General features: G+C 51.1%; 15 protein-coding genes. 3 read left to right on the forward strand and 12 right to left on the reverse strand.

The genetic code is table 11. From position 1 onward, the window contains the following. Nucleotides 1-93: 93 nt before the first annotated feature. The 4 genes from LZ463_RS12785 to LZ463_RS12800 all read right to left on the reverse strand — a co-directional run bounded on the left by LZ463_RS12785 (nucleotide 94) and on the right by LZ463_RS12800 (nucleotide 3371). The gene (locus LZ463_RS12785) at nucleotides 94-933 is read right to left on the reverse strand and encodes a branched-chain amino acid aminotransferase (protein WP_241456131.1); all 840 of its coding nucleotides are present in this window, start codon (nucleotides 931-933) and stop codon (nucleotides 94-96) included. A 58-nt stretch (nucleotides 934-991) separates the two neighbouring features. Next, a complete protein-coding gene (locus tag LZ463_RS12790) occupies nucleotides 992-1828 on the reverse strand; it encodes a DUF6348 family protein (protein WP_241456132.1) in 837 nt (278 codons plus the stop codon). A 71-nt stretch (nucleotides 1829-1899) separates the two neighbouring features. Beyond that, a complete protein-coding gene (locus tag LZ463_RS12795) occupies nucleotides 1900-2409 on the reverse strand; it encodes a tetratricopeptide repeat protein (protein ID WP_241456133.1) in 510 nt (169 codons plus the stop codon). A 68-nt stretch (nucleotides 2410-2477) separates the two neighbouring features. Further along, nucleotides 2478-3371, reverse strand: a complete 894-nt coding sequence (locus tag LZ463_RS12800) for a LysR family transcriptional regulator (protein ID WP_241456134.1) — start codon at nucleotides 3369-3371, stop codon at nucleotides 2478-2480. A 174-nt stretch (nucleotides 3372-3545) separates the two neighbouring features. Here LZ463_RS12800 and LZ463_RS12805 point away from each other — a divergent pair, with 174 nt between their 5' ends. The 3 genes from LZ463_RS12805 (at nucleotide 3546) to LZ463_RS12815 (ending at nucleotide 5262) form a co-directional block, all read left to right on the forward strand. Beyond that, complete coding sequence (locus LZ463_RS12805; protein WP_241456135.1) at nucleotides 3546-4310, forward strand: sulfite exporter TauE/SafE family protein; 765 nt, start codon at nucleotides 3546-3548, stop codon at nucleotides 4308-4310. After that, a complete protein-coding gene (locus tag LZ463_RS12810) occupies nucleotides 4310-4600 on the forward strand; it encodes a GNAT family N-acetyltransferase (RefSeq protein ID WP_241456137.1) in 291 nt (96 codons plus the stop codon). Before LZ463_RS12805 ends, LZ463_RS12810 begins: the two co-directional genes overlap by 1 nt. Nucleotides 4601-4686: 86 nt before the next feature. Then, nucleotides 4687-5262 carry a putative 2OG-Fe(II) oxygenase gene (locus LZ463_RS12815; RefSeq protein WP_241456138.1) on the forward strand — a complete coding sequence of 192 codons (576 nt, stop codon included), beginning with the start codon at nucleotides 4687-4689 and terminating at the stop codon, nucleotides 5260-5262. A gap of 47 nt (nucleotides 5263-5309) precedes the next feature. Here the strand turns inward: LZ463_RS12815 and LZ463_RS12820 are convergent, their stop codons facing one another. The 8 genes from LZ463_RS12820 to LZ463_RS12855 all read right to left on the reverse strand — a co-directional run bounded on the left by LZ463_RS12820 (nucleotide 5310) and on the right by LZ463_RS12855 (nucleotide 18668). After that, entirely contained in the window at nucleotides 5310-6350 is a 1041-nt protein-coding gene (locus LZ463_RS12820) for an alpha/beta hydrolase family protein (RefSeq protein WP_241456465.1), read from the reverse strand. A 157-nt stretch (nucleotides 6351-6507) separates the two neighbouring features. Next, the gene (locus LZ463_RS12825) at nucleotides 6508-7629 is read right to left on the reverse strand and encodes a helix-turn-helix domain-containing protein (RefSeq protein WP_241456140.1); all 1122 of its coding nucleotides are present in this window, start codon (nucleotides 7627-7629) and stop codon (nucleotides 6508-6510) included. 102 nt (nucleotides 7630-7731) lie between these two features. After that, nucleotides 7732-9624, reverse strand: coding sequence for a glucokinase (locus LZ463_RS12830; protein ID WP_241456142.1), 1893 nt, complete (start codon nucleotides 9622-9624; stop codon nucleotides 7732-7734). 184 nt (nucleotides 9625-9808) lie between these two features. After that, nucleotides 9809-12217 (reverse strand): glycoside hydrolase family 31 protein, encoded by a 2409-nt coding sequence (locus LZ463_RS12835; RefSeq protein WP_241456143.1) that lies wholly within the window; start codon nucleotides 12215-12217, stop codon nucleotides 9809-9811. A gap of 26 nt (nucleotides 12218-12243) precedes the next feature. Then, the gene (locus tag LZ463_RS12840) at nucleotides 12244-13920 is read right to left on the reverse strand and encodes an alpha-amylase family glycosyl hydrolase (protein ID WP_241456144.1); all 1677 of its coding nucleotides are present in this window, start codon (nucleotides 13918-13920) and stop codon (nucleotides 12244-12246) included. A gap of 25 nt (nucleotides 13921-13945) precedes the next feature. Continuing rightward, complete coding sequence (locus LZ463_RS12845) at nucleotides 13946-15310, reverse strand: MFS transporter (RefSeq protein ID WP_241456145.1); 1365 nt, start codon at nucleotides 15308-15310, stop codon at nucleotides 13946-13948. A gap of 362 nt (nucleotides 15311-15672) precedes the next feature. After that, complete coding sequence (locus tag LZ463_RS12850) at nucleotides 15673-16872, reverse strand: cation:proton antiporter (protein WP_489686111.1); 1200 nt, start codon at nucleotides 16870-16872, stop codon at nucleotides 15673-15675. Nucleotides 16873-17159: 287 nt separating this feature from the next. Continuing rightward, nucleotides 17160-18668 (reverse strand): tryptophan halogenase family protein, encoded by a 1509-nt coding sequence (locus LZ463_RS12855; protein ID WP_241456147.1) that lies wholly within the window; start codon nucleotides 18666-18668, stop codon nucleotides 17160-17162.

The following is an 18668-nucleotide window of genomic DNA, read 5'->3' on the forward strand; positions in this document are numbered from 1 at the left end:
TTTTTTCCAGGATGTAAAAAAGGCAGGTGACTTTGTTCAGTTCCCTGCCTTTTTCTTTTCTGATTTTTATGATGCGTGATGACAGCGCTTTTTTTACTTGTTGTTTTCCATGAACGCAAAATACAGGTCACGTGCACGGGTGGCGATTTCACCTATCGGCAATTCGCGATTTTCATAGCGTGTGCATGGTGTGACTTTAGCATAATTACCGGTATTAAAAATCTCTTTCGCAGTCAACAATTCTTCTGGTTTGACTGAGCGTTCAGATACCTGTTTGCCATCCTCCTTCAGCAGGGCGATGACGCGTGCTCTGGTGATGCCTGACAAAAAACAGCCATTTGCCGCCGGCGTGACAATTTCATTCTCTGGTGTCACAAAAAAGATATTGGCTGTCGCGAACTCGGCGACCTGACCATGAATGTCACACATCACGGCATTATCAAAGCCACGCTCTTTTGCTTCACGCAAGGCCTTGGCCGAATTGGGGTAGAGACAAGATGCCTTGGCGTCGGTAGGCGCCATGCTGGGATCAGGGCGACGCAGGCTCGACAAACAGGCAGAGAAGCCGGCAAAAGGCGGCATGGCGGCATCAAACAAAGTCAATGCAAAGCCGGACGCAGCAGGCTCGGGCACAACCAGTCCATCAGTACCAAATACCAGCGGGCGTATATAGAGTTCTGCATCGGCGGGGAAAAGTGCAATACCTTCACGGCACAGTGCTTCCAGCTCATCGACGTTATAGGGGCACTGCAAACCCAGGCGATCTGCCGACTGTATGACGCGGTTCAGATGCAGGCGCAAATCCGGCGTCATACCGCGTATGGAACGTGCGCCGTCAAATACGGATGAACCCAGCCAGACAGCATTGTCCATGGCACCAAACAAAGGGGTATTGCCTTCACTCCATTGACCTTTGAAATAGCTACGATACATATCATTCCTCATTGTGGATGTTAAATAGGTCCTGCGCCTTGAAGGCATTATCCAGGCATCAGCCCGTCTGTGCATTTGCTACCTGATTGACACTATTACTGCTGCTTCTGATGACTATATATTGCTTGCGAAATTCCAGGCCCCGGTCTGGCCACTTTCCTGCGTACTGTTTCAAGTGTTCAACGGCGGGCAAAAAATCTTCCCCATTGACACGGCAATCTGCTGCCAGTTGCCCCTCATTATCGCGCGATGCAAACAGTCGTACACCAAGAAAATGGCTGGTCTGTAATACCTCGTGGAAAGCAGGCATGCTCTCGGTAAACAGGCAACAGGGGCAAAACGGGTGTTCTTCTTTTTTCTTCGGCTCCGGCAAGCTGGCCAGGTGTGCCACTGGCCCAAGTATCACTTGCCTGAACATGGGCTTGCCATCAGCCAGGTCAGCTTCACTGGCTATGTTCATTTCTATGACCGTACAGTCTTTCGGTGATTCACGGGTGGCGTCAAGCAGCACCAGTAAATCCATCCTGACCCAGGTACGAAAACCTTCAGTCAAGGCGAGCATCTCCGTACTTCCCATGGCATGCTGATATTCGCTTAGCCCTTGTGGGAAAAGGCTGGCGTGACTGACATGGATGCGGGTACAGGTCCTGAACTTGTCCTCAGCCAGATTCACAACTTCAACCGGCTCGGCCGCCAGTACCAGGCCCTCTGGCAGAGACAGATAACTGCCTTGCCAGCTTGATGCAATACCTTCGCTGCTTAATATCTCTGACAACATCTGCATCAATGCCGGATCAGCAGCTATCTGTGGTACGGCAGATGCCTGTACTTGCCTGGGATTCAGTTTGCTTTTGACGGCATTGACAGCTTTGAAGAACGAGTTTGAAACGGACATGGACAAGAAGAAAAAAGACTGGCAAACCTCATTGTAACAAGAACTGCCCTAACCGCCCCAAAACTGTGCATTCAGCCATTGCCAGAGGCATCACTCTTATGCAAAGCCTGCGCATAATTCGCCAGCGAGCGATTGTAGCGCGGCAGATAACCTGACAGCGCAGTCAGGCTGATCGCCAGTGCTTCTCTTTCCCGTCCAAGATCGGCCAGTGCCAGTGCGAGAAAGGCTCTTACGGCTCCATCCAGTTCATCGCCGCCCTCTTGCAATTCGGCTGTCAGCAAATCTGCTGCACGCTGCGGATTACCAAGATAGCGCGTAGAGCTGGCCATTTGTATGACCGCCCGCCGACGGCGCAGACCGGTCAATCCTGCCGCCAGTGCCGCCTGATACAGAGGAATAGCCAATTCCGGATAACCGCAGGAATCGCGCGCGGCACCACGCTCAAAACTGGCGATGGCAGCATCTGGCGGCAATTCTGCAGTCAGTGCATCCATGCGCGTAATGAAATCAGTTTTTTCCAGACTATCAAGGCTACCCCACAAGCTGGCCAACCTCTCTTCCCAATTATCAAGATTGTTCATCAAGCACTTTCTGCAATAGTTGCAAAGTTTAAGTCATGCTCATTCTAACAAGGATTTTTTCTTCAAAATCAAGCCTTGATCATACTAATCAGTTCACGTGCATGGGCCGACAGCTCATCATATTGCCTGACACAGATCAGCAATTGCCTGACCGCCCACATATCACTCAGGCGCAAATGCCGAATCTGCATGATTTTTGCATAACGCAAGGCAGCGCTTTCAGGAATGATGGCAATGCCGGCCGCACTTTCCACCATGCGACAGATGCCATCAAAGCTGCGCAGGCGTAGCCGGTACTGCAGGCGCTGGCCCAGTCTGGCAGCGTGCTCATTCAGGTATTGCTGTAGCGCGCTGTCGCCGGCCAATCCAATAAAATCATGGTGTAGGCAATCCATGAAATTTACCCTGCCATCACCATCTGTCATAGTAGTCAGCGGATGCTGATGCGCAGTTACCACGACCAATTCATCGTGACGAAACGGGAAGCTTTGGAGTCCGCTGCAATTGACGGTGTCGGCCACGATACCAATATCAGCCTGGTTATCCATCAATGCCTGGACGATGTCGTTGCTCAGGCGTTCTTCCACTTCTATGTTCACATGGGGATGTGCATGCATGTAAGTCGCCAGCGCCTGCGGTAAAAACTCGGTCAGGGCTGATGTATTGCATAACAGGCGTATCTGTCCTTTCAATCCCTTGGCATAGACAGCCAGGTCGCCACGCATTCTTTCCATCTGCTGCATCAACAGCCGGGCATGGTGCAAAAGACTGCGGCCTGCATCACTGAGTTCAATACCGCGGCGCTTGCGTATCAAGAGCGATACGCCAAGCTGCTCTTCCATGCCACGCAAACGGGCGCTGGCTGACGCCAGTGCCAGATGGCTGCGCTCAGCCCCCAGAGTGATGCTGCCTGCTTCGGCAACGTTCAGGAATAACTGCAAATCAATCAGATCAAAACGCATGAACAGCTCCTGCAAATCCGGTTGGGTAACAAGAACGCGACCTCAAGCTGGCCAGATGAAGCGCGCAATGGCAGCCTGTTTCCAATATTTCTCGACATAGCCTCAGTATAATCCGAAGGCTGACTGCGTATATTCCACATTTTCAGTTAATCAAGGTAATGGCAAACTGTCTATATGGAAAACCTGCCACAACTTTTCGCCAGCAACCAGCATTACCTGCTGGTTGTGCTTGTCTTTATCCTGGCGGGTATGGTCAAGGGCGTCATAGGGCTGGGCCTGCCTACGATTGCGATCGGCTTGCTCAGCCTGTCCATGCCTGCCATGGAGGCAGCGGCTTTATTGATCGTGCCTTCGCTTTTGACAAATATCTGGCAACTGGGTCGCGGCCCGCAACTGATCTTGCTGCTGCGCCGCTTGAGCCCCATGTTGCTTGGCATCTGTGCGGGTACCTTCTTGTCTGCCTTGCTATTTCACAAAATCAATGCTGCCTGGTCAGGACTGGGCCTGGGTCTGGCTTTGATCGCCTATGCAACAATGGGCCTGGCATCAATACACTGGAATGTGCCGACGAGACTGGAAACCGGACTGTCCAGCCTGACAGGCACATTGACAGGCATGGTGACCGCTACGACCGGCGTGTTTGTTATGCCTTCCGTACCGTTTTTACAGGCATTAAATCTCGACAAAGACAGCCTGATACAGGCGATGGGCCTGAGCTTTACCGTATCCACCCTGGCATTGGCCGTCAAACTGGCGAGTGCTGGTAGCCTGGACTGGCATGTCGCCGGCAGTTCTTTATTTGCACTGCTGCCAGCGCTGCTTGGCATGCAATTGGGTCAATGCCTGCGCAAGAAATTGCAACCCTTGTTATTCAAGCGCTGCTTTTTTATTGGCTTGTTTGGATTGGGTGCGCACTACCTATGGGGAGCAAGTGCATAATGGCTACCAAGATGGATACCTCGACACCCTGCTGCAATATTGCAGACTCACTCACCATCTGCAAACAATGCAGTGAAACCAGTCAATGCAACATCCTGTTCAATGCCTACCTGGACAAGCAGCATGTCGCCGCACTCGATTGCAGCGTCAATGACTGTGAAAGACAAATCCAGGTCCACGTCCTGTATGTGAAACCGGCATTCAGGGAGCAAGGTATCGCCAGGGCTCTGCTGAATTTTGTGCATGCAGATTTCCCGGGAATGGAAATCAGGTTCCAGCAGGGAACCTGACCAATAAGGCGGGTACAAAACACACAAACTCGCCGATTTACACTACCATCATGACTTTCCTTACCTGGCACTGAAGGTGAAAAGTCATGGATATCGAAGTACTTTTTCCTACCCTGGTTGGCATTTCACAAGCCGACCATGAAACCATCCTGCGTATCAATGAAGAAGTCTTGCAACACAAGGACGTGATGAATCGCCTGCTCAGCCATGCCTGGGGGGATAATGTGCTGAGCTCATTTGACAGGGAGAAAAACATCTTTGCCCATGCTCACCTGCATGCATTGAGAAAATTCGTGGAAGACAGCATCCTGGAGTTTGTACATAAAACCCGCCGGGACAAAGACTGGAAAATAGATCATCAATACACCCAGAGCTGGATCAATGTCACCAAGAAATTCGGCTACCAGGAAAGGCATAATCACGAAAGAAACGTCGAGGGCCTGCCGATTAGCGGCGCCTATTATTTCAGTACCAATCAGCATGACGGCGACCTGGCGATTTTTCCCGTCGACATGCACTACAAGCAATTTGAAAACTACATCATTCAGCCTGAAGTCGGCAAGCTGGTCTTGTTCCGGTCTGATGTATTCCATAGAGTAGGGGCAAACCTGACGGACACAGACAGGGTTTCATTCAGTTTCAATTATTTGCTGAACAAATAACCCCCAACTCCCAATGAGCAATTGCTTGCACAACGTTTTTGAACGATTTATCTTGGTAATAAGTGACGTTCAAAAAAATCACTGATTTTCTTGTCCACTTCAGCCATCTGGCTGCGCTCAAAACCAGGCGGATCATTGAGCATATCCCCGACCAGGCCAGTCAAATTCGGTGGCAGAGGTGATAGCAACGCTCCATGCCCTGCTGTTGTCAGGTCGGCGATGTGTTCGCAGGTTTTGCACACCTGCAATACCCTGTCGCTATGAAAACGAGGTATCAGCCAGCGGTCTTGCTGTGCAGTGACCAGTCCCAGTGCGATAGGTGGGTTGGCCAAAGTCGCCATATCAAAATCGGCAGCCGCTGGTACACCAGCAACCGCAGCAAGCACCCGTGGGTCGTGGTGTTCATGCATGGTGATGTCACTGAAGCGATGACTTATCACTTGTAAGGCCAGCCATTTCTTCAAACCATCGAATATGTTTCCCCTTAAACGGGTAATCAAACCCACACAGGTCTGGAAATCATCAGCTATATTGGCTTCGCAATGCTGTTTAAAACCGGCAGCCGACCAGCGACCGCCTGCCATACTGAGGGCTGTATGGCCGCCAGCTGACATGCCATACACCCCCACTTTATTGATATCAAACAAGGAGGAAAAACGCGGGTCACGACCAACAGCATCAATGGCGCGTGACACTTCGGCTGGCCTCAGCACCCAGCTTGCAGGCCCGGGATTGCTGTCATCCCTATAATTGTCGGCGTGATGCTCTGGCAGGGCAACGATGAATCCGGCTGCCACCAGAGTCCGGGCGAGGTCAGCATAGACCCAGGGTGAACCACCTGAGCCATGAGAGATGATGATCAGCCGATTATTGCCTGGCATGGGTTCAGCCTGTTCGGCCAGGCTAAGGACAAATGGCCCGCGCCTTACCGGTTGCTCCGTTGCAGTTGTCGGGTAATACAAGGTGATACGTCCATCCGTGGCACTGGCCGGTATAACTGCAAGGCCTACCGCCGCCCCCGCCACATTCGCAAGCAGGCTGGAAAAAACCAGCAGAAAACCGGTCACCAGCTTGCGCAAGTCAGTCATAGTTAAGGAAAAGGATAATACATCCAGAGGGTACATAAGTCAGGCTCCATGTCATGATTAAAACCAAAGACCAGGTTTTTGGTGAGCCTAACTGTGCAGTTGAAACAGAACGATGTCTCGCCAGAGTCTGTAAATTTCAGAATCCGGCTAGCCGATTTCAGGATTCGGCCATATTTTGTTTGCGGAACTCTGTCGGGGTCAGCCCTGTGGCTGCCTTGAAAGCCCGGTTGAAGGGCCCTATCGATTGAAAGCCCGAACTTAATGCGATCGTCAGCACCGGCAGTTCACGCCGGGCCGGATCTGTCAAGGCGGTACGGGCTTCTGCCAGGCGGAAGGCATTGATGTAGGAATTAAAATTGCGATAACCCAGTGCCTGATTGATCAATCTGCGCAGGCGATACTCAGGCAGCTGCATCCTGGCTGCCAGGCTGGCCAGGCTCAGATTTTCACTGCGATACAAATGCTCGGCCTGCATCAATGTCTGCAAAGCGTTGAGGTGATGGGTATCAGCCGCGTCGGTTTCAAGGTTTTTTTCTGATACTCTGGTAACTTGCATAATATCGATATCAGTAACACTGGTATCTGGCGCAGGCGGTTTGTGCAGAGCCGGAAACAATTCCAGATTACCCAGCATCAATATCTTGTAAGTGATCACCGCAATAATGCCGAGCAACATCAACACATCTGCCAGGGCTGATGTCGCTGTCAGCCGGCCATGCTGTCCACCCAGACGTGCAATCATGAAAATCAAGGTGTAAGCAACACCGGTGACAACAATAAAAGCGCGCAAACGCCGTCTTTGTTCCACCAGGTCGGTGCGCCAGCTTCTGGCCGCCGCCCAGGCTGCCAGGATGGCAAACAGCAATGGAATACCGCGTTGCACGCCCATCATGGCAGGTGCAAAGATGCTGGCGCTTCCTGCAACAACGAGACAGTTGAACAAGGTCAGGGCCATCACTACACACCAGCTAACGCCATGTATGGGCCTGAACCGAAAATCATCGTCAAACAAGGCTTGCACAAACACCCAGAACAAGACGCCATTGGCAACGGAAATAGCGATCAGGGGAACCTGCCACACAGCTGGCACGACTTCTTCAAATGCGGGGGTTGAACTGAAGACCTGCACGCAAAGACCAAGACAAAGCGCTACCCCAGCCTTGACAACCACCAGATCCGGACGGTCACGCAATAAAATAATGGACAACAGCAGAAGCAGCGCCAGCAAGGTGCCGCGCAAGCCTGCATCGATCAACATCAGCGGAGAAAAAGACAGCATGCTTATTGGACAGGATCAAAGATAAACAAGATATCAGTTGCCCGATATCTTGTGAAGCCTTGACTATAAGCTTACCTGCCGGCTCACCGGCAACATCGCCCATCAGCTATCGAGGTGGGAAATCAGCAAATTACTGAAGCGTGATAGTTCCTTGCGCCTGGCTTCATCGCCATTGGCAAGAGCATTTGCTGTACCTTCATCAGGTGCATCAATTGACAGCCCGACAGCAATAATGTCGATCAGCAGTAATTGCAATATACGGGAAATCATCGACAAGAAAGTGGCATTGTCTTCCGTATGATTGACCGCCAGGCAGACTGTGGCTTTTTTTGCCAGCGGCGATTGATTTGGCGTAATTGCAATCACGTCGGCGCCGGCATTACGGGCGGCATCCACGGCTTTCAGCAATTCAGGCAATTTGCCGGAATTGGACACCACGATCACCACATCACCAGGGTTGAGCAGCTCTGCCGCCATGGAGAACAAATGCGCGTCGCCATACGACGCCGTGGGGATGCGGAAACGGAAAAACTTGTGCTGGCCATCCAGCGCCACTGCGCGCGAGTTGCCCATAGCATAGAACTCGACCTTATTGGCCTTGCGCAGCAGGGCGATGGCCTGGTCCAGCGAACGCACATCAAGCTGATCACGGAAATTGAGAATTGCCGATACGGTATTGTCGATCACCTTGGCACTGAGGTCATGGGTACTGTCGCTCATGCGTACCTGGCTATGGCGCACAGGTATCGTGCCGGTCAGGCTGCTGGCAAATTTCAGCTTGAAGTCAGCCAGCCCCAAAAAGCCCAGGGACCGGCAAAAGCGGATGACCGTGGGCTGACTGACGTCAGCCAGGCGAGCGATCTCGGCAATGGCTTCATTCAGGACGGTACGCGGATTTTCCAGCACCAGAACAGCAACACGGCGTTCTGCTGGTGTCAGCTCAGCCTGGATTTGCTGTATGCGGTCCAGCAATGAACTGTCGCCACTACGGCCACGCAAGTGTTCCGACAGGATGGCCGATACTCCATAAAATGCCGGATTGGGCGTAGTAATGACAAAGGTCGGGATTTGCGCCAGGTAGCTGGAAAAACGACCCTTGGCTTCAAAACGGGTACGGAACAAGGAGGTCTTGAACCAGTCCCCCATTAGCGGCACGATGCCGCCACCGATATAGATGCCACCGAAAGCACCAAGCGTGACCGCCAGGTTGGCACTGAAGCTGCCCAACATGGCACAGAAGCATTCCAGAGCTTCCAGGCACAAGGCGTCCGCATCCGTCAATGCACCTCGCATGATATCCTGCGCAGCCAGTGCCTTGATTTTTTTACCATTGCGGTCCGCGAGGGCGCGGTAGATCAACTCAAGACCAGGGCCAGAAATCAGACGCTCTGCCGATACATGCGGCCATTCTTTCCAGGCAAACTGCAATATTGCATATTCCCTCTCGTCGACAGGAGCAAAATTGACATGGCCGCCTTCACTGCCCAAGGTCACAAAACCGTCGGAAGTCGGAATCAGGCCAGAAACGCCAAGCCCGGTGCCAGGCCCCAATACACCTATCACCGATTTTGCCACCGGCACACCGCCTCCAACCTGCATGACATCCCTGGCCTGCAAGCCTGGCAAGGACATCGCCAGTGCAGTAAAGTCATTGACGATCAGCAGGGTATACAAACCAAATTCACGGCGCACATCTTCAATCGAAAACGCCCAGTCGCGATTGGTCATCCTGACCTGGTCGCCATCGATAGGGTTGGCAATCGCAAATGCGGCATGATGAATCCTGACGCCAGGATTACCCGACACATATTCACGCAACAAGGGGATGATGCCTGTATAGTCATCACACTTAAAAACGCGCACTGCTTCAAATACGCCGGGTGAAGATTCAAGGGTAAAACGGGCATGGGTAGCACCAATATCTGCCAAAAGGCGTGGGCCACCAGAAAAGCCCGCCGCGCTGCCATGTTCTACAAGTGCGTGTTCTGTCGTCATGCTGTCTTTATTTAACCTGTCTTTATTTCACCTCTGTTGCCAGGGCGTGTTGCCAAATTTTCATAGCCAGAGCAATGTCGCAATTTACCACAAACCCTGCACTTTTCAGGGTAAAACCTGGCAAAAACCCCTTTGTCGGCTTAGTACTGAGCGTACAGAATGCCGGGTAATGTCGGCAGCAATATCATTTATTCAACTCGATATTGATGTTTGCCCTGGTATTCTTTCTCCATTCCACATCAAAACTCAGCAATTTTTTGCTGTCATCCCAGCTAAAAGTACTGACTTTGTTTTGCACCAGCAACTGCACAGGCTTGCTGTTGAGGTGATGGATTTGCATGCTTACCACCCTGTCCACCGCCGGTTCATGTTTACCGGTCTGTGCTGTCAGACGCAAGCTCAACACCTGGGTTTTCACCGTGCTGTCAAAATGCATCAAGGTGTAGCGACCTTTTTCATAGGCCTGTGCTGTTTCACCATCATCATCATAAAGCTTGCCGGCTGCCCTGCTCAGGGTCGCATCATGATAATAGTGGAGTTCGATTTTTTTGCTGGAGTAATCGCGCGTGTTTTGCACGACTTGCGTCATCGGTACGAAAGCACCACCACGTACAAACACGGGGATGTGATCTTCAGTCACGACAACGGATGCAATACTGCCGCCCTGGTATTGCTGCCCGGTATAAAAATCAAACCAGTTGCTGCCTGCCGGGAAATACACGCTCGCCTCTTTTTCACCGGACTTCAACACCGGATGTACCAAGAAGCTGTCGCCCCATAGATAGCTGTCAGCAACATTCAGTAATTGCTGGTTATGTGGCTCAGCATAAAACAGTGGGCGCATGAAAGGCAAGCCCTGCTGGTTATTGTCAAAGGCCAGGGTGTAATTGTAGGGCAACATGCGGTAACGCAATTCTACGGCCGCCTTGGCCAGCGCCCTGGTTTTTGGCTCACGCAAGACCGGTTCGGATGCTACTTCCTCCTGCGCATGCGGGCGGAATACCGGCTGGAAAACGCCATACTGCAGCCAGCGCGCATACAGCTCATCATCCAGATTGGCACCGGCAAAACCACCCAGGTCAGAATGCATATAAGCCATGCCCTGCATGCCCATTTGCAAGGCAATTTCTGGCTGCGAGCGTAAGCCACCCCAGGTGCGATTGACATCGCCCGACCACGGTATCATGCCCAGTCTTTGCGAACCTGAATAGCCGGAACGCATGAGTATGAAAGGTCGCTGATTGGAAAAATCCTTCTTGTAGCCCTCAGCAATCATTTTGGCCCATTGATGACCATAGATATTATGCAATTCGTCAGCACTACCTGTCTTGTGCTGCAAGGCAGATGGATGGACTTCCGGTTCACCCAGATCACCCCACCAGCCAGCGACACCCATATTCTTCAAGTCTTTATAGAGTGACCAGAACCAGTCTTGCGCGGGTGGGTTGAAGATATCGATAAGCCCGGTATTGCCGAAATAAAAATCATAAGTAAAAGGCTTGCCCTGTTTGTCTGTCGCCAGCACATTCTTGTCCACTGCCTCTTGCCATCTTTTTGAAGTCGTCAAGATGAAGGGCTCGGTAATCAGTACAGTCTTGATGCCTTGCTGCGCAAAGTCAGCAATCATACCCCTGGGATTAGGGAAGCTGTCTTTATCAAATTCAAGATTACCCATGGTGCCTTTGATGTCTTTACCAAACCAGTACAGATCAAAGATGATGGCATCGACAGGGATTTTCTCTGCGCGGAATTTATCCAGTATGCCACGCGCCTCTGCTTCATTGTGATAACCAAAGCGGCTGGCAAAATTGCCGAAAGTCCAGCGCGGCGGCAAAGGCTGGCGCCCGGTCAGGCTGGTGTAATTGCTGACGATGTCGGCCCAGCTGTCGCCGGCAATCACCTGGTAGGTTTTGCGGCCACTGATAGTTTCATAGGTCAATACATTGGTTTTCTTGCTATCGAGATCAAGATGGCCGATAGCCGCATTGTCAAAGTGTATGCCATACATCTTCGATGAAAATACCAGCGGCATGGCAAAGTTCATTTGCTCTGAACGCTCTTCATAGCCATAGTGTGCCTTATTGTATAAAGGCAGGCGATTGCCGCGACGGTTCATACCAAGTGCGCGCGCGCCGCCACCATACAGGGCTTCATTGGCATCGAGGTTGAAGTCCAGCACTTCTGCCTCTGCCGTTTTACTATAGCCATTTTTTTCTGACAGCAAGGGTTTGCCCTTGTAAGCATAGGCAATCTGCAGCGGTGACCTGGTGATTTTCACACTGATGTCACCGGCAAGGTATTGAATACTGCTCGCGGTCTCCTTGAAACTGGTCTTGACGCGCGCTGGCAACAAGACAACTGCATGCGAAGCTGGATTGAATCTTTCAGCAGCAGGAATAAAACTGGTTTCCATGATCTTGTCGCTATACGGCTTCAGGATATAGCGGCCATCATTGGTCTTGATTTCCAGATGGTCAGCCTGTTTGTTGACTGACACGATAGTGCGCGCAGAATTTTGCGCCTGCGCTGTGCTTGCCAATGACAGGATTGCTGCCGCAAGGATATTCAGTTTGATTGTGGATGTCTTTTTCATGTGTCTCAAATCATTTTTTGAGCAGACTAAGGCGCGATCAATACCGTGCTCAAGCCGCTATTGAATTGCACCTTGCCTTTGACGACTGTGGCGGTCTTGCCAGAGTAATAGTCACGCAGTCTCAGCCCATCGGCAAACACGCCACCGACGCTGATGGCGGGATTGCTGTTCGCCGGGATCTCCAGTGCAATCACTACCTTGTCGCTAATGCCATCTTTCTCATAAGTGCGCTTGAAGGTATAAGGTGCATCTGCGAGTTTTTCATGCAGGCCGGCACCTATGGCAGGATGACTACGCCGGAACACACCGAGACGGCTCCAATGCTGGCGCACATCGGCAATCCGGTAACCATCCCGGCTGGCATTGTTTGCCAGCTCATCCCAGTTCATGAAAGAGCGCAGAGTCGCGTCACCTTGCGCACCAGCGACATTCAAAGAGCGCGCGGTTTCATCGCCATAATAGATTTGCGCAGCACCAGGGCTCAGCAAGAGTTTATTGGCTGATTCAAAAGGCTTTTGGCGCAAGAGATCAAATGGCCCGCCGTCGTCATGCGAGCTGATGTAATTGAGTACCGAATACCCTGCCAAAGGTCCGTGCAGACGCGTGGCATAATCATTGAACAGGGCTTCATAGGGCTTATTGGCATCTGACTTGAAACCAAAATTGATGAGACTGTCAAAACCGTTCTGGTAAAAATTGACGGTCTGGCCACCACCCATATCAAAATCCTGGCCGTGAGCCAGTGCATAGTTATACACTTCACCGGTCATGAAGAAGGCTTGATTGCCCAGTTTCTTTTTGGGGTTGGCACGCTTCCAGTCTTCATAAGCTGCACTGGCAAGGCCATGCAGTTCTTTCCAGATTTCTGGCTCAGTATGTTTGGCAGTATCAGCACGAAAGCCATCGACACCATACTTTCTGATCCAGTCGGTATGCCATTTCATGAGGTAGTAACGCGGCGCACGAGGCAGGTGAGTACTTTGGAAAAATGCATCAAGCTCTTTGACTTCCTTATCGTAGCGGCCTTCTGCCTTCCATTTATCTGCCAATACTTGAGGAAGCGCGACATCTGCCTTGCTCTCGGTGCGTATGTCAGGCAAGTTTTTGACGAGGGTGCAACTGACGGTAGTCGCAGTATCTTTGTAGGTGCAGGTTGGTGATGTCCTGACCCATTCATCCGGCCAGACCGGGTCTTGCTCCGTAACCGGGCCCAGATGATTCATAACTACGTCGAGCAAAACCCGCATGCCATGCGCATGTGCAGTATCGACAAACTCGCGCATGTCAGCTTCTGTACCCAGGTTGGCATCGACACGCGTGAAGTCTTTGGCCCAGTAACCATGAAAGCCATAAGACTTGCCAGTCCCCTCATCCGTACCCGCATGGATTTGCTCTACCGGCGGCGTGAGCCAGATGACATCGACACCCAGGTCTTTGAAATAACCAGATTTGATTTTTGCCGTAATGCCAGCCAGATCGCCACCTGCATAGCCACGCAGAGGTGCTGCATCATTTTTACGACCATAGGCCAAATCATTTCTTGGATTGGCGTTATGAAAACGGTCTGTCAGTAAAAAATAGACAGTGGCATTTTCCCAGAAAAAAGGCTGGGCTGTTTTTAACTTTGGTGCGGCAAGTGACATGGAACTACAAGACGCGGCCAGCAACACTGCCAGACCGAGCCTGATTGCTTTTGCTTGCATGAGAAGACTCCGGCTGATGCCCAGATTAAATTGCTGCGGCATTAACTGCCGTCTTGTCCACGCTGGATGAAGCTTCTACAGCTTCATCCTTGACCAGCAAAGTCAACAAGCCTGCCAGCACCATGCAGGCACCACCGAGCATTAATACCTTGACCGACTGGTTATCAAAAAAATTCTTCATGATCGCCCCCAGTACAACACCGGCAATAATCTGCGGTATCACCACAAAGAAATTGAACAGGCCCATGTAGTAACCCATGCGGTTCGCTGGCAAGGCACCCGCCAGAATTGCATACGGCATGGTCAACACACTAGCCCAGGCGATGCCCACACCCACCATGGGCAAGAGCAGCATTTGCTTCGATGAGATCAGAAAAATACTCATCAGGCTGACACCCCCTATCACCAGGCAAAGCATGTGCACAAATTTGCGGCTGGTCTTTTTTGCCAGCACAGGCAACAAGAAAGCAGCGAGTGCAGAAACGCCACCATACACGGCGAACATGATGCCTACCCAGTTGCCGCCTTCCTGAAAAGCCGCTGACTGCGCATCGCTGCTATGGAAAACAGTTTGTGCTATCGAAGGCGTGGTATATACCCACATGGCAAACAAGGCGACCCAGGTAAAGAATTGCACGAGCGCCAGTTGCACCATGGTCTTGGGCATTTTGGTGAAGCCACCAAGAATTTCGCTGACCGCTTTGCCTATGCCCTGGTTGTTCTTGCGCTCCTGCTTGAATTTTTCAATATCGGCTGGTGGAATTTCTTTACTGGTGAATACCGTCCACATCACGGACAAGGCAAATATGGCACCACCGAAATAAAAGGAATAACGCACAGTATCAGGTATCGCACCGTTCACAGGCACATTGCTGACACCCAGGTAATCCGTAAATATCGTAGGCAGTAAAGAAGCAATCACGCCACCGCAACCGATGAAGAAAGTCTGCATGGCAAAGCCAGCAGTTTGCTGGGACACATCAAGCTTGTCACCGACAAAGGCACGGAAAGGTTCCATGGAAATATTGATGGCACTGTCCATCATCCACAACACGGCAATAGCCATCCACAAGACGCTGGAATTAGGCATGAGGAACATCGCAATTGATGCCAGTATCGCACCGATAAAAAAGAAGGGACGGCGGCGGCCCCAGAAAGGATGCCAGGTATTGTCACTCAGATAGCCAATGACCGGTTGCACCAGCAAGCCTGTAATCGGTGCCGCCAACCAGAACAGGGCCAGTTCATCCGGGTTCGCACCCAGGGTAGAAAAGATGCGGCTGGTATTGGTGTTTTGCAGAGCAAAACCAAACTGTATGCCAAAGAAACCGAAACTCATATTCCACAACTGCCAGAACGACAGGCGTGGTTTGTATGCAGATACTTGCATGGTGTTTTGTCCCCAAATTTATTATGAACTACTGTTGCAGTGTTACTTACTGGCCGAAAACGACTTCCCAACAAAGCCACCAGATCAAGAACATCTACATTTTGAAATACTACCACAGCAAAATGTAATCAAACTACATAAATTTTCAAGAACAACTACATAACATAAGTAACTATGATGAAAATGGAAAAATCCAATAAACCCTGAACCTGCAAACGCTAATCTGTAGCAATACTACCCATTGCTTGATGCACCTTTCCAAGCATATTCTGGCACATCTGCGCGCACAAACGCAGAAAGAAAATGCCCGCTACTTTCGCAAAAGCAGCGGGCATTTCACCTGAAAAAACGGAGATAAAAACTTACTTGCTCCTGAAAATCAACTCTTTCATCTTCTGCAATTTCGGATACACCACAGGTACGGTCAGCATGGTGCTGGCAATTGCCATCAACAACAAGGCGGTAAAAGTCTCGCTGGTGATGATGTTTTTATCGAGCAAAATATTGACGAAGATAATCATGATCAAAGCCTTGGTTTGCAATAACCAGCCTATGATGGATGCCTCGCCTTTTTCCCACTTGAGTATCCTGCCTGCCACCTGTATGCCTATCAGCTTGCCAGCGACAGAGGCGAACAGCAATACAGCCGCAGCGACGAAGACGGCAACACCGCCCATGGCCCAGTTAGTGCGCAAACCCGTGCTCAGGAAAAACACCGGCATGATGGCCAGCAAGACATGGTGGCGCATGAGATCCATTTTTTCCTGGTTGAACCAGTGTGCATCCATGACTGCACCCGCCAGAAAAGCACCCACCATATAGTGCAAGCCAGCCCAGTCAGCCGCAAAAGCACAGGCAGCCAGCCAAATCAGGCCCACATACCAGCGGTCACGTTCTTCCAGCCAGACCATAAGTTTGCGGAACAGCACTGTGGCAACGGCAAATACGAGCAAAAAGCCAACCTGACGCCCCATACGCGTCCAGTCCAGCAAGATGACTGCCAGCACGCCCCAGATGGCAATATCATCCAGGCTGGCATAACGCAAGATGCGCTGGCCTATGGGCTGGCGCAGGATATCGAGTTTTTCCATCAACAGGATCAGGATAGGCAAGGCAGTAACGGCGCAAGACATGCCTACACCGAGTACGAATTGCCAGCTCATGGCTTTGGGGCCCATCCAGCCATCCATACTGAGCAGGCCCATACCAGCTACGCAACCAAACAATAAGGGCATGCCTAACGCCAGGCCTGCCGTGATGCTGCTTTCGCGTCGGTATTCCCAGGCTTTCTTCAAGTCCAGTTCTATTCCGGCAATCATGACAAAAATCATGACTGCCCACCAGGCGATGCCATTCAATGACTGTATTACCTGGGGATTAAAGACAAACTTGTAGTAGTCGGGATAAATCGCACCCAACACACCAGGCCCCAGCAAAATACCAGTGATGATCTGGACTACTACCAGTGGTGCGTAATAGTCGGTTTTACCTACCCGCCAGATCAGGTAAGGCATCGTGAAAATCACTAGCATCGCGATCAGAAAGATCTCGGTAGTGCTCATACCAGTATGCATAATTTATATTTTTTTGAGTTTATTTTTTTATGCATTACTCATTAAAAGTAATGCCTCCCCCAACTCAACATTGCAAGGACTTACGCAAAATTGTCCCAGCAAGGCTAACGCCTTTAGGAAACATCTCTTGTAAGAGTGTTCGTTTCGCTGGCGGACAACATGTTGTCTGAAACCCCAGCCATACCGTAGCGACGAAGACAGTACTTTAGTACCGAATTTGCTCAATGCGGGAGCTACAACGCAGCTGGGGCGGTTTTGCGTAAGTCCGGACTTACTCAGCTTCTGGCCTTGCAATGCTGGGCAATATAGGCAGCATGCCCTGGCATGATGGCCACGCATTTCTGCACTACCTCACGCACACTTTCAAGATATTCCATGGTGTCCGCTTCGGTCTGCAAATTTACCAGAGGATTGAGGTTTTCAGGAATTAAATTTTGCCCTTCAAAAACCTGCAACCAACCAATCTCGGCAAACAGTTCATTATCGACGCGCAGCAAGCGCCCGCTGGCGCGGAACAAGTCAATCTTGTGCTGCAGACTTTCCGGCACGGGCATGGCTGCACAGGCTTTCCAGAAATCAGAATCATCGCGCTGATTGAGTTTGTAATGCAGAATCACAAAGTCGCGAATACGTTCATATTCAAAGCGTGACTGACGATTGTATTCTGCAATATCGACAGCGTTGAAACTCCGGTCAGGAAAGAAGTCAATCAGGCGCGCAATGGCAGATTGTATGAGGTGAATACTGGTTGATTCCAATGGTTCGAGAAAGCCACTGGACAAACCTATCGCGACCACATTCTTGTTCCAGGTTTTATTACGCATACCAGTCTTGAACCTGATGACGCGTGGATCAGCCAGTGGCTTGCCATCAAGATTAGACAGCAGCACAGAAGCCGCCTCATCATCGCTGACATACTGGCTGCAATACACATGGCCATTACCTATGCGATGTTGCAGAGGGATGCGCCACTGCCAGCCAGCACGGTGAGCGGTGGCCCTAGTATAGGGCAATAGCTCGGATGCAGATTCACAGGGCACAGCCTGCGCCCGGTCACAAGGCAACCAGTGCGACCAGTCTTCATAACCGGTGTGCAAAGTTTGCTCTATCAATAAGCCGCGGAAGCCTGAGCAATCAATGAATAAATCACCGTTGATGCGTTCGCCATTTTCCAGAACAATGGCATCGACAAAGCCATCAGCCTCGCGTTGGCTGACTGAGACTATCTTGCCTTCCGTACGCGTGACACCGCGTGATTCGGCGATCTTGCGCAGATAACGTGCATACAGTCTGGCGTCAAAATGATAAGCATGCGCAATCTGGTTCAGCGGTGAATTCGGCACGTCGTGACGTGCGGGCATGAATTTATTTGCCTTGCCCATCATGCGGGTGATGGAATAGGCCGCCAGCTCATCGGCCTTGCCCAGCGTGCGCATTTTCTGCCAATACTGATCAAAGCGTACGCTACCCAGGTCCTGGCCTATGCTGCCAAAGCCATGCATGTAGCGGTCACCCTGCCTGCCCCAGTTAACGAATTCTATCGCCAGCTTGAAGGTTCCCTGGGTCTCACGCAGGAATTCATTTTCATCGATACCGACGACCTGGTTGAATCTTTGTATCATCGGTATGGTGGCTTCGCCGACACCGACAATACCAATTTCATCCGACTCCACTACGCGTATCTGATATTGTCCCTGTAAGACCGTCGCCAGCGCCGTTGCCGTCATCCAGCCAGCCGTACCACCACCAACAATCACCACGTTTTTTATCGTTGTATTCTGCAT

This window comes from Undibacterium paludis (genome assembly GCF_022568815.1).
In the GTDB taxonomy this organism is placed as follows: domain Bacteria; phylum Pseudomonadota; class Gammaproteobacteria; order Burkholderiales; family Burkholderiaceae_D; genus Undibacterium.